We start from the raw sequence: 11945 nt of genomic DNA, 5'->3' as shown, positions 1-11945 counted from the left end.
CTCTTCCGATCTCTGGCGCGGCGTCGCAGGGTCCGATCGCACCAGCCCGATTCAGGCCGTAAACGTGGCCGACACCGTGGGCCTCGTCGAACTCGCAGCCCAGGCCGGCGCCGGGATCTTCGTCGGAGCCGGGTCGCAGGCGGAGTACGGACCCTATGATCGCGCGATCCGGGAGGACGACCTGGCACGGCCGACGACGTTGTACGGCATGGCCAAGCTCGCGGCAGGATCGATGGCGATGCGCCTGTGCGAGGAGCGCGGGCTGCGTGCGGCGTGGCTCCGGATCTTCTCGACCTACGGCCCGAAGGATGCCGATCACTGGCTGATCCCGAGCATGATTCGGAACCTGCGCTCCGGGCATCCCATGGCGCTGACGGCCTGCGAGCAGCGCTGGGGATTTCTGCACGCGCGCGACGCTGCCAGCGCTTTCCGCCTGGCGATCACGCATGAGGCGGCGAGCGGCATCTTCAATGTCGGCAGCGCGGACGCACCGCCGCTGCGCGAGACGGTGACGCGGCTGCGCGATCTGGTTGACCCGGGCGCTGCTCTCGGCTTCGGCGAGTTGGCGTATCGGCCCGATCAGGTTATGGTCCTGGCTGCGGACGTTTCGCGCATGCTCGCCTTGGGCTGGAAGCCCGAAGTGCCGTTGGATGAGGGATTACGCGAGACGGTAGACTGGCATGACGCGACCAAATCTTCCTGAGCCGAAAGAATTCGCACGCCGCATTCGTGCGCACGCGTTGCGCATGGTGCATGCCGCGAAGGCTTCGCATATCGGCGGCTGCCTCTCGATGGCGGACATCCTGGCGGTGCTCTATACGCGGATCCTGCGCATCGATCCGGCCGAGCCGCAAGCAGCGAGCCGCGATCGCTTCGTGCTCAGCAAGGGCCACGCCACGGCGATCATGTACGCCGCCCTCGCCGAAAGCGGTTTCTTTTCCCCGGCAGAGCTCGACACCTATTGTCGCGACGGATCGATCTTCACCGGACACGTCAGCCATGCCGTGCCCGGCGTCGAGGTCTCCACGGGCTCACTCGGCCATGGCCTGCCGATTGCAATCGGCATGGCGCTGGCCGCACGAACGGCGGGTGCGGGCAGCCGCGTATTCTGCCTGCTCAGCGACGGCGAATGCGACGAGGGCTCGAACTGGGAGGGCATCCTGTTCGCGCCCCATCACAAGCTCGACAATCTCTGCGTCATCGTCGACTTCAACAAGATCCAGAGTTTTGGCTCGGTCGCCGAGGTGTTGAATCTCGATCCGTTTGCCGAGAAATGGAAGGCGTTCGGCTGGCAGGTCGAGGAGATCGACGGCCACGATCTCACTGCGCTCGAGCATGTGCTGGGCGGCGTGCCGGCGGCATCGGGCCGGCCGACCGTCGTGATCGCGCACACCGTGAAGGGCAAGGGCGTGAGCTTCATGGAGAACAAGCTCGAATGGCACTACCGCTCGCCTTCGGATGAGCTCCTCGCGCAGGCATTGGCCGAGGTTGGCGCATGAGGACGACGTTCATCGAGAGCCTGTCGCAGGCCGCGAGCGAGAACCCCGACATCTGGCTGCTCTGCGGCGATCTCGGCTACTCCGTGCTGGAGCCGTTTGTGGCGAAGTTCCCCGATCGCTATCTCAATGTCGGCGTTGCCGAGCAGAACATGGCGGGCATCGCCGCCGGCATCGCGCTGTCGGGCAAGACGGTCTTCATCTACTCGATCGGAAATTTCCCGACGTTGCGCTGCCTCGAGCAACTCCGCAACGACGTCTGCTACCACGGCGCCGACGTCAAGGTCGTGGCAGTGGGCGCCGGCTATGCCTATGGCAGCCAGGGCTACACCCATCACGCGCTCGAGGATGCTGGGATCATGTCGATGCTGCCGGGCATCGAGGTGTTCGTGCCCTGCGATCCCTCGGAGGTGCGGGCTGCGACGCGTCTGATCGCAACGAGCGGCAAGCCGTCGTACTTGCGGCTCAGCCGCCAGGGGGAGCCGAATCTTGGCGCCGCCGTGACTGACCTGCGCAAACCCAGGGTCTTGCGTGTCGGACGGGACGTCGTCATCCTCGCGTCGGGGCCGATCGCCTCGCGCGCCCTTGAGGCAGCCGGGGAGCTTTCCGGGCGGGGCCGCGACGTCGGTGTAGTCAGCGTCTCCTGCCTGAAGCCCCTCGACGAAGGGGCGATCCGAGACGCCGTGCGCGGCGCTTCGCTCATCGTGACGCTCGAAGAGCACATTCTGCGCGGTGGTTTGTTCAGTCTGGTCGCGGGCGCGTTTGCCGGCGACGCAGTCCGGCCGCCGATCACCGGCATCGGCATTCCCGAGCAGGGCGGTAAGACGTCGCGCGCGGGGTCACGCGAGGCGCTGCTCGATGTCGCCGGCCTTTCAGCCGAGGCGATCGTCGCACGGATCGAGCAGTCGCTGGCGAGGGGCTGACGTCGCCTGCGCGTCACGCGCCGGACGGCGGTGACGGATCGAAATTGACGCGCTCACGCTCGAACACTACGGGCTTCTCGCGCACCTGTCCGTAGATCGCGAGGACGTACTCGCCGATCATGCCCATGAAGAACAGCTGCACGCCGCCGAAGAAGAACATGGCAACGATCAGCGTGATGATGCCGGGCTCGGCAAGCTGCCGGTACAGGACGAGGCCGACCACGAAATTGACGATGGCGTAGCCGATGCTCAGGGCTGAGATCAGGAAGCCCGCCAATAACCCGAATCGGACCGGCGCCGTGGTAAAGGACACCAGCCCGTTGAGGCCCTGGTCGATCAGCGCGCCGGCGCGATTCTTGGAGAGTCCTTTCTTGCGCTGGCGCCAGGTGTAGGGGACGCCGACGGCGCGGCCGCCGCATTCGAACGTCATCATCCGCATGAAAGGATATGTGTCGCGGACGTGCCGCATGGCCTCGACCACGCGCCGGTCGACGAGCTGGAAGTCGCCGACGCCGGGCGGCACGTTGACTTCGGAGAAGCGGGTCAGCAGGCGGTAATAGGCGTTGCGGATGCCGCGCATCAGCCGCCCTTCCTCGCGCACCGCACGGATGCCGTAGACGATCTCGTAGCCGGCCTCCCACAGCTTGACGAATTCGGGAAGCAATTCGGGCGGATCCTGCAGGTCGGCCGGCATGAACAGGAGCACAGCGTCGCCGCGCGAGGCCATCACGCCGTTGAAAGTGTTGCGCAGCGGGCCGAAGTTGCGTGCGTTGACGATGATCTTCACCGCAGGGTCCTGTGCAGCGATCTCGCGCAGGATCTCGACGGTGCGATCGTCGGAGGCGTTGTCACAGAAGATGTGCTCGCGCCGATAGCCCTGGAGCTCGCCGTCGAAGATCTTCCGGATCGCCTCATAGCAATCCCTAACGTTGAGCTCTTCATTGTAGCAGGGCGTGATGACGCTGATTGTTTTCACGTTCGCATCTCTGGAGCTGGGCAAGTGGTCATCGCGGCGTGTCGGCAGCGTAGACGGCGGACTTGTGGTAATATCTGGCGATGCAGTCATTCGGCAACCGGTCGGCGTTCTCAGTCACATCGGCGGTCATCAGCAGGGATGGCGTCCATTTGTGCCGGGGAACCGCGACAACCGGCTCACGGCTCGTCGTCAGGAGGGCATGCCGTTCGGCACTCTCCCGCCAGTACGGATACAGGCCCTGCCACTGCGCGCGCAGCTGAGATGCTGTCGAGCTCAGGCAGAGCGAGGCGATCATGAGCAGCATCAGGCCCGCAGGCATCCCGATGGGACCGAGCACGCCGCGAAACGCGCCCGCCGCAACCCGTTCGCGCAATTGCGGGCGGTAGGCGCCGACGATCAGCTTGACGCCCAGCGTCGATCCGAACAGCAGCAGGATCAATGCCTGGTTCTGCGCCCTTTCGACGAGCCGCATGCCCGTCGCATAACGATGAGCGAAATATTCGAAATAGCAGCACGCCAGGCAGATCGCGATCGTGCCGAGAGCCAGCAGCTTGCTCTTTTGCGGCGCTTGGGCCGTCGGGTCAGGCGTGATCAATGCGATGAGACCGACAGCGGCGAGCCAGGCGACGATGGCGGGCTCTCGAAGGAAACGACCGAGACCGGCGAGCGAATCGATAAGCGCTTGAAGCACCGACCATGTCACATGCCCGCCGTTCGGGAGTTGTTCCATGCGCGTGCTGTTGCCACTGGCGGAGACAACGATGATCCACCCGATCGCGATGGCAGCCGCGATCAGGGTGTGATGCACGATCTGGCGCTGCTGGCCAAAGAGATGGCGCGCGCCCAGCGAAGCGGAGAGGATCAGCAGAAGCCAGGCGCCGGTAAATTCGTTGCCCAGCGCAGCCACGAAACCGCCTAGAGCCATCGCGAGGCTGAGCGTCCAGGAGAAGCCGGCTTGCCGATCAAGCGCTCGAATGCACTCCCCGAGGATCAGGACGGTGACCAAGGCGGGCGGGACATAGCAGGTCACGGCTGACAGCCAATAGAGCAGGTCCCGGACACTCGGCGCCGCGCTGACCACGGTGCTCGCGAAGGCAAGCGCGAGGAAAGTCAATTGGAGAGCGCCGGTGCGGGGCCAGGCACGGACCATGGCGAGCGCCGTGGCGGCCAGGAATAGCGCTGCGCTCACAGCCATCGTCAGCGAATAGGCCGACAGCAGGCTGACACCTGCCGCTGCCGAGATCGCGGGCGGAACCTGGGTCAGCCACAGGGCCAGGACCCGGCCCGATTGCGAGTGATAGAAGAGCGATACGGTGTCGATGAAACCATGACGCGCGTACAGATCCGCGAAGCAGAAGTCGTCATGTTCGGGCGCGCCAAGTGACGTGAGCGCGAACAGAACCAGCAGAAAAATTGCAGGAAACAGGCTGCACAGCGTCCAGCCAATCCAGGCCCGGCGATCGGCGTGGGGACGCGCTGCCAGCGGAATAACACCTTGATTGTACACGCAAAGCCCCCTCCGATCCGGGCCAGACTAGAGACAACCGACCCAGGTCGCAATGTTCATTTCCGGCCGTTGCAGCGCGCCGCTGGTGGCGCTTGCGCGGCGAGCGGCGACCGTCGCTAGAACTCCCGTCGCTTCAGCCAGGCCCGCGCACCCCAATGGGCAAAACACCAGGCTGATTTGATAAGGGGGAGGTGCTCGACATTGCGGTAGATCTGCCAGACCCATTTGGCGGAGCGCATCGGGCGGCTGGAGACCGAGGAGCCCCTGACGCGGTAACGCGCAAGATCCTCGTTGAGGCCGTATGCGGTGTGGCCGGACTTGAGGATCGAGAGCCACAGGCAGAAATCGTCATAGCCCTCGTTCTTCATCGCGATCGGGCCGGCGATCTCGCGATCAACCATCGCGGTCAGCGTCGCGATCGCGGTGTTCTTCAGGAGCTGACCATAGGTGAGCGAGGCCGGCACTTCGATCAGCCGTCCGGTAACGGTGTTGGTCTCGTTGATGCGGCGGAAGGCGGTGTAGCTGAGGGCGGCCTTCTTCTCCTGAGTGAAGGCAAGCTGCCGCTCCAGCTTCTCGGGCTGCCAAAGATCATCGCTGTCGAGGAAGGCGAGATAGCGGCCCTGCGCGGCGTCGATCGACGCCTGGCGCGCCAGCGCCGGGCCGCCATTTCTGGCCTGCCGGATCAGCTTGACGCGCGGATCGCGCTCGCCAATGTCAGCGATGATCGCCGGCGTCCTGTCGGTCGAGCAGTCGTCGGCGATCAAGAGTTCCCAATCCTGGAAGGTCTGGTTCTGCACCGAGCGGATCGTCTCCTCGATCAGGCCTTCGACATTCCAGGACGGGGTGATGATCGAGACGAGCGGCATGATGGGTCCGTTCAGTTCACACGGGCCGGCTCGGCGATTGCCGCGCGCAACGAGGCCGCAAACGTGTCGAGCAGCTTGGGATCGCCGACATAGAGCTCGCCCGGATAGGAGCGGCCCCAGGCGGACTCGAAATAGGGTGCGCCTTTGGCGGGATCGAACGGCCCGGCGGTGAGCGCCTCGCGCAGGCGAGCGGGCACGTCAGCCAGACGATCGACCGCATACACCAGCGGGCAGGAGCGGTAGAACGCATCACCCATCACCACGACCGGCTTGCCGAGCAACAGCGCTTCGGCACCGGACTTGCTGTTGACTGATATGACCGCATCGGCGCGATTGAGCACGGTGTAATTGTTGGTCTGCGGCGGCAGCAGCACAAAATTGTCGAAACGGCGCGCGAGCTCGAACAGGCGATCGGCCGAGATCGCGCCGATCTGGGCAGGGTGCTCCTTCACGACCAGGACATGCGAATCCGGGATCGTGCGCAGCAGGAAGTCGACGGTCGCGACCTGGTCGAGATAGTCCGGCGAGCGTAGCGTCAGCGCCATGTCGGCAGGAACGTGGAATGGGTAGTAGACGAAGGGCGTTTCCGGAATCGGCTTGTAGAGCTTGCGCAGCCGTGTCGCGTTGAGCGCCATCGCCGCGTGCACGCGGGCATGGCGCAGATTGTGCCCGAACTCCTGGTGCTTGCCGAGCGCGAACTGATCCCACAGCTTTTCGGCGAGACGGTTGGCATTGCGCAAATTGAGGACCTTCTTGAAGGCCGCTGAATAATGGTGCTGATCCTTCTTGGGGATGACGATCGCGCGCTGCGTCAGCGTTTCGTCGAGATAGGCGCGCACCTCAGGGGACACAGCCTCCGCCGGCGTCGGCATTACGTCGGGCGCGCCGAGAGTGTCGGGCGTAAAGTACATCCGGCCACGGAAGAACGAGGGCTCTATGAACCAGTTGCGGATGCCCCGGCGCCTGGCGGCGTAGAAGCTCGCGATCACCGAGAGAAAGCCGCCCAGCTCCTGCACCAGCTCGGGGCGCTTGCCTTGCCGCTCCAGCCGGTCGAGCACCGCCTCCATCGCGTTGGCATAGATCATGAAGCGCCGGCGTAGCGCCGCGGTGTCGCGGATGCCGAAAGTGAAACGCTCGTGGCTGAACAGGAAATTGGTCCCGTCGAGTCCGTAAGACACGATGCGCGCGTCGAACGCCTTGCGATCCTCGGGCGAGGGGCCGGCCTTGAGGCCCTCGCGATACATATTCGTGACCGGAACGCCTTCGGTAGCCGACATCTCCGCGCTGCGATCGTCGAAGGCAAGCAATTCGACGTCATGGCCTGCCGTGCGCAAGCGTTGCGCGACCGGAATCCAGAACCGGGTCTGGTATTCGGCAAGCGTGGTGATGAGAATGGTCTTTGCAGATGTTACCATGGCTCTATCGGACGTGTTCGATCGCAATGCTGGCGAGCGGCAAGCCCGTCGTCACGCAATGCGCGCGTCTTGCCGTAAATTGAGACGGGCTCGCCTGGTCGTAAGCGGCGATGCGCTGAAGCAGGGTCTGGACGAAGGGCGGCGCGATCCGTTTGTCGCGCCGGGCCGGGTTGAACTGGCTGCGCAGCCGCTCGGTGACGGCCGAGCCGAGCGCGGCGCTGGCGGCGCCCTTGACGATCTGGCCGAGGCTCGGCTTAGCACGCGTGCCCTTTACGGTCGCAAGCAGCGAGACGTAAGGCCGGCGCGAACGCGTTGCGCTAGTCAAGACATCGGCGACACGTTCGGCGGCTTGTCCGTCGTTGAGATGGAAGAAGGCCTCGATATCGGCGGCGTGGACGCGGGCGAAATCGAAGGCCTCGGTCTCGCGCTCGATGTGATCGACTGCGCCCAGCAGCTCGTCGAACGAGACGACCTGCCGGCTCACGCGCGCGGGCAGTGCGGCATGGCCGGCGGTGGTCGGTGTGTTCAAATATTCGAGTTGGAGCGGCAGCTTTCCGAGCAAGACCGATTCGACCGCCGTCCCGCAGTTGAGATGAATGACGGCGGCTGCATTGCGGATGCGGTCGAGCACGCTGCCGGTGCCGTCAATCAGGACGTTGGGGTGGCGCGAGAGGGCGTTGCGATAGACTTCTTCGCTCTCGAAGGGATGCGGGCGCACGAGAATGTTGCGGTCGGGCCGCGCTGCGGCGAGCCGGTCGATCTCGGCGAGATAGTTGGCGAAGACCTGCTTCAGGTCCGCGATGAAGCGATCGACATAGGCGCCATCCCAACCGGCTCGCACCATCGCTTCGCGTTCCCCGCCCGGCTTGCCGGTAAAGCGCGAATTGACCAGCGGGAAATTGGCGTTGACGAGCAGATAGCCGCGTGGCTCGCCGTCGAGCAGCGCTCGCCAGCGCGGGGCTGCGAAATCGAACCGCGGACATCCGGTGAGGTGAAGCTGCTCCGGCTTCATCGTTCCGGCTGCGAGGAAGGCGTCGTGCAGCCGGCTTCCCCAGAAGAAATAGCCCGCCAGGATATCGGCGTAGCCGCTGCCCTTGACGTGAGCCGCCATCGCCGGAGGCGAGTTGCCGCCCTTTTCCGCGAGCACGCCGCCTTCGGTATCGAGCACGTACAGGGCCAGCCCAGCTCCGGCAAAGCTGCGCATCAGGTCGAGATTGACGGGACGTGCGTAGTTGACGACCAGCGCGTCCAGTCCAAGTCGCGGGACATCGACGGCCTGCTCGTACATCGGCACCAGCATGACCGATACGCCACGCCGCGCGAGTTGATAACCGAGCATGACTGCCCCCGGCAGGTCACGCTTGGGGTGATCGACCACCAGGCCTATGCGCAAGATGTGAGCTCCCGGCAGGTCCGTGTCAGAGCCGCATCACGGTGCGCTCGAGGTCCGTCAGGGCACCGACCGCGCGGAAACGCGCCGGCGGTTCGGGAAAGATGCGCGGTTGCTGGATGTAGGTTGCCGTGTACAGCAGGCGGTTGTGATCCGACTGGATCCGGCTTCCCATGTGCAGGCAGCGGGCCGTGTTGACGATGAAGGACGACAGACGGGGCGCGATCATTTCCTTGACCGCATCGGGGCCGGTCTTGGCGAACACCTGCGCGTCGCTCATGTGGCTCTTGAGCGTGTTGCGGAATGGCTTCGAAGGACCGGCCGGAATGAAGGTGAACGGGCCGTCGGCGGTATCCCGCACATCGGTCAGGTATATGAAGAGCTTGCAGACACGCTTGTCGTCGTGGTCGAGATGCCACAGCTGGGAGAAGCTCAGGGCCTTGTTCGGAGTCGGTTGCGACAACGTCAGCACCACGTCCGACAATTGCGGCAGGTCGTGCATGAAATCGCCGATGATGCGTAGCGCGGCCGGCTGCAGGGCGTTGCGCACGAAAGGATGGTCGGTCGCAAAGGCGCCGTTGACGAGATCCTCGTCCAGCAGGCTGACCCAGAACGATTTGTGCCGTTCCTTCTGTTGGCCGACGAGCTCATTGAGGCGGCTCACCTTGCCGTCGGCGAACGAGGCAACGGCTTCCGCGAGGCTGCGATCGATGAGTGCGGACACGTCGACGTAGCCGTCCTCGGCGAGTTTGCGGCTCGCCTCGGCCCATTCGGGCTTGGCTGGAAGCTGCTTGAGCAGCGCGACGCGCTTTGCGCGCGCAGGCAATTGCAGGGCGGTCAGAGCCGCCTTCAGCCCCCATCCGAGATCGGTGCGGTTGACGTGCCATAGCAGGCGGCGGAACTGGCTGATCTTCGCCTTCTTCGGGGCAGGCCGATCAGCCGTCGTGTCGACGGTTGTCATGTGGGCTCCCAGCAATACAAAAAACCATCATTGTGGATCGTCGGCGCGAACGGCATGCGTTCGCGCGCCAAGATGCGCACGCGGCCCTGTCGCTCGTAATCGTCGAGCGTCGAGAACAGCTGCGTCTGGTAGTCGACTGAGCGGATGTAGAGATAGCTGACGAGATCTCGCGGACTCGAGAAATTCAGCAGCTCCGTCGTCGGCTCGATGTTGATGACGCGTTTCGGCCTCGCAGCAATGATGTTGTCCACCACCTTGTGCACGTCATAAGGAATCTGCTCGATGCAGAAGTAGGTGAAAACGACCTGGTCCCTGATCGCTCCGTAGTTTGGGTCGTTGCCGTCGGTCAGGTCGATCCTGTCGAGCGATATCCGGTCCGACAGGTCAAAATGCGCTGCGATCTCGCGGCCCGCGGCGATGCCGTTCGGCGCGATGTCGAACCCGCGCAGCCTCCAGTCGGGATGATTGAGATGGAGCGACAGCAGATTGATGCCGCAGCCCGCACCGAGCTCGACGATCTCCGCGGCGCCGCCCGTGTGCCGCGCGAGCAGTTCGCCGAGGGCCCTGGCGCGATAGCGATAATAGTCGTCGGCCGCGACCCTGCAGATCTGATTATCGACCTTGCGAAGACCCCGCGCAGGATTCTTTGGGATCAGGAATTCGCCGATGCTTGCGGTCTTCGTCCAGGCTTTTTCCGATAGCGTTCGCTGCCAATGCGATAGATTGTACTCGGAATCAACGACGTCTGCCGTGCGTTTGACGCGGCGCATCGCGAGACGGCCGATGCTCCTGGCCGCATCCAGCGCATAAGTCGACGCCTTGTCCGACAACGACGCCGGAGCGAAACCTGTGATGACGGCTTTCGTGTCTGTCGCGTGGATGTTCATTCAACTGCTTTTGGATGTCAGTCCCATCAGTTGTCCGACGGCTGGAAATACAGTCCGGTGCCGCTTTTCGAGCACGAGGAAGTATTGGAGCGTCCAGGTAATCAGACAGAAAACCATGGAACCGAGCGCGAGCTTTAGCACGCTGTCGAACCGAATGTAACCTGCAATTGTTGCTAGAAAAATGCTTGCCAGCACAAGGATTGCGAACTGGGTTCCGATCACCCTTGCGAACCGTTTGCGGTCGAGTTCGAGTGCGCCGCGCAACTCTGCCAGCTGCAAGGGCAGGACGGCGATGCTGCCGATGACTTGGCCGAGTATCAGGGCGCGTTCCGCGAACAGGTGCAATGTCGCGGCGGAGACCGCTGCCCAGATCAGAAGCTGAACGGCTATCAGCCGGTTGAGCCTGGCCTGTACCTCCGGCCGCGTCAGGAAGATCAGGCTGCCGATCGCCACGTATTGGGCGCAGATCGGAACCAGGAAGCTCAGGCCCATCCAGAACGCGTAGGGCGCAAGAAGGGGACCGATCCAGATGTTCATGATCTCGGGCGAGAGGATTGCGGTCGCGGCAAGCGGCGGCACCACGAACATCGGCATCATGACAAGGCCAAGGTCGCCGAGGCGCTGGAACGACGTCGCGCTGCCGCGTTCATCGAGGCGGCTGGCGACGGGAAGCAACGCGGACGTCAGAAGGCTGACGACGACCTTGGAAACCCGCGACAATCGGACCAGCGCGTCGTAGGTGCCGACAGCCTTGGGCCCGAACAATAGTCCGATCAGGAACGGCTGAAACGGTCCCGAAATGCCGCCCATCAGCTTGCCCTGCAAGAGCAGTAGGCAGCGATGCAGAATATCCTGCCGGATGTCCGGGGTCCACGGCAGCAATCGCACGTGCTTGTGCCGCAGGGCGACGAACGCGGCAATTCCAATGACGACGGCGCGGGCCACCAGCGTGGCGAGATAGATGTAGGCGACCACTTCAAAGCCCGCCGCCGCCCATGAGGCTGCGAATGTCAGACCGACATAGCCAGCCGTTGTCGTGACTTCCGCAACACGGAGCAGGTTGTAGCGCTCGAACCCTTTGACGATGCCTTCCCACACCAGGGCCGGAACGAAGATCAGATTCGCGAGGGCCGTGTAGTGCATGATCCGGGTGAACGTCTCCAGATGCGCGGCGTCAACCTTCATCACGATGACGAACAGCGGCGTCGCGAGCCATATGCCTGCGCTCAGGATCACAGTGAGAGCGATGGAGACCACCCCCAGGAAAGCGATCTGACGGCCGGCCTGCGTCCAATTGCGATGCTCTCTCGCGCGCGCGACGATCTGAGTGGCGACCTCGGACAGCCCGAGGTCCAGCACCGCCATCATCCCGCTGGGAAGCAATAGCCGCGAGATGACGATGAGGCCGAACTCGGTCACCCCCCAGGTCCCGATGATCAGTGGAATGACCGCAAGGCCCAGCAAGGCGGCTACGCCGAAGGCAAGCGCCGAAATCACCGTGTTCTGGATCAGGCGCTTGATCAT

General features: G+C 63.9%; 11 protein-coding genes. 3 read left to right on the top strand and 8 right to left on the bottom strand.

The features are described from left to right. The 3 genes from MOV74_RS07630 to MOV74_RS07620 form a co-directional block, all read left to right on the top strand. Positions 1 to 703 (top strand): NAD(P)-dependent oxidoreductase (locus MOV74_RS07630; RefSeq protein ID WP_246919737.1); only part of this gene is annotated, 703 nt, incomplete at its 5' end. After that, positions 681 to 1499, top strand: coding sequence for a transketolase (locus MOV74_RS07625; protein WP_258719514.1), 819 nt, complete (start codon positions 681 to 683; stop codon positions 1497 to 1499). The genes MOV74_RS07630 and MOV74_RS07625, both read left to right, overlap by 23 nt. Then, positions 1496 to 2419: a transketolase family protein gene (locus MOV74_RS07620; RefSeq protein WP_246919731.1), complete on the top strand. Its 924-nt coding sequence runs from the start codon at positions 1496 to 1498 to the stop codon at positions 2417 to 2419. Before MOV74_RS07625 ends, MOV74_RS07620 begins: the two co-directional genes overlap by 4 nt. 13 nt (positions 2420 to 2432) lie before the next feature. Here the strand turns inward: MOV74_RS07620 and MOV74_RS07615 are convergent, their stop codons facing one another. The 8 genes from MOV74_RS07615 to MOV74_RS07580 form a co-directional block, all read right to left on the bottom strand. Continuing rightward, the gene (locus tag MOV74_RS07615; protein WP_246919728.1) at positions 2433 to 3395 is read right to left on the bottom strand and encodes a glycosyltransferase family 2 protein; all 963 of its coding nucleotides are present in this window, start codon (positions 3393 to 3395) and stop codon (positions 2433 to 2435) included. Between the two features lie 28 nt (positions 3396 to 3423). Beyond that, positions 3424 to 4902 (bottom strand): DUF6056 family protein, encoded by a 1479-nt coding sequence (locus MOV74_RS07610; protein ID WP_246919725.1) that lies wholly within the window; start codon positions 4900 to 4902, stop codon positions 3424 to 3426. 116 nt (positions 4903 to 5018) lie between these two features. Beyond that, positions 5019 to 5768: a glycosyltransferase family 2 protein gene (locus MOV74_RS07605; protein WP_246919722.1), complete on the bottom strand. Its 750-nt coding sequence runs from the start codon at positions 5766 to 5768 to the stop codon at positions 5019 to 5021. 11 nt (positions 5769 to 5779) lie between these two features. After that, a complete protein-coding gene (locus MOV74_RS07600; RefSeq protein ID WP_246919719.1) occupies positions 5780 to 7183 on the bottom strand; it encodes a capsule biosynthesis protein in 1404 nt (467 codons plus the stop codon). Between the two features lie 4 nt (positions 7184 to 7187). Further along, the gene (locus MOV74_RS07595; protein WP_246919716.1) at positions 7188 to 8576 is read right to left on the bottom strand and encodes a surface carbohydrate biosynthesis protein; all 1389 of its coding nucleotides are present in this window, start codon (positions 8574 to 8576) and stop codon (positions 7188 to 7190) included. A gap of 25 nt (positions 8577 to 8601) precedes the next feature. Beyond that, positions 8602 to 9534 (bottom strand): hypothetical protein, encoded by a 933-nt coding sequence (locus MOV74_RS07590; RefSeq protein ID WP_246919713.1) that lies wholly within the window; start codon positions 9532 to 9534, stop codon positions 8602 to 8604. Then, positions 9531 to 10421 carry a class I SAM-dependent methyltransferase gene (locus MOV74_RS07585; RefSeq protein WP_246919710.1) on the bottom strand — a complete coding sequence of 297 codons (891 nt, stop codon included), beginning with the start codon at positions 10419 to 10421 and terminating at the stop codon, positions 9531 to 9533. The genes MOV74_RS07590 and MOV74_RS07585 overlap by 4 nt, the downstream gene beginning before the upstream one ends. Next, complete coding sequence (locus tag MOV74_RS07580) at positions 10422 to 11945, bottom strand: hypothetical protein (RefSeq protein WP_246919708.1); 1524 nt, start codon at positions 11943 to 11945, stop codon at positions 10422 to 10424.

The sequence above is a fragment of the Bradyrhizobium sp. SHOUNA76 genome (assembly GCF_023006445.1).
Taxonomy (GTDB): Bacteria; Pseudomonadota; Alphaproteobacteria; order Rhizobiales; family Xanthobacteraceae; genus Bradyrhizobium.
The sequence above is the reverse complement of the archived record's forward strand: the minus strand, read 5'-3'. Positions and strand labels throughout refer to the sequence as shown.

Bases quoted from the DNA above. Each gene is read 5' to 3' on its own strand.
- MOV74_RS07620 (WP_246919731.1), top strand. From the start codon at position 1,496: ATGAGGACGACGTTCATCGAGAGCCTGTCGCAGGCCGCGAGCGAGAAC.
- MOV74_RS07625 (WP_258719514.1), top strand. From the start codon at position 681: ATGACGCGACCAAATCTTCCTGAGCCGAAAGAATTCGCACGCCGCATT.
- MOV74_RS07605 (WP_246919722.1), bottom strand. From the start codon at position 5,768: ATGCCGCTCGTCTCGATCATCACCCCGTCCTGGAATGTCGAAGGCCTG.
- MOV74_RS07600 (WP_246919719.1), bottom strand. From the start codon at position 7,183: ATGGTAACATCTGCAAAGACCATTCTCATCACCACGCTTGCCGAATAC.
- MOV74_RS07580 (WP_246919708.1), bottom strand. From the start codon at position 11,945: ATGATCAAGCGCCTGATCCAGAACACGGTGATTTCGGCGCTTGCCTTC.
- MOV74_RS07585 (WP_246919710.1), bottom strand. From the start codon at position 10,421: ATGAACATCCACGCGACAGACACGAAAGCCGTCATCACAGGTTTCGCT.
- MOV74_RS07590 (WP_246919713.1), bottom strand. From the start codon at position 9,534: ATGACAACCGTCGACACGACGGCTGATCGGCCTGCCCCGAAGAAGGCG.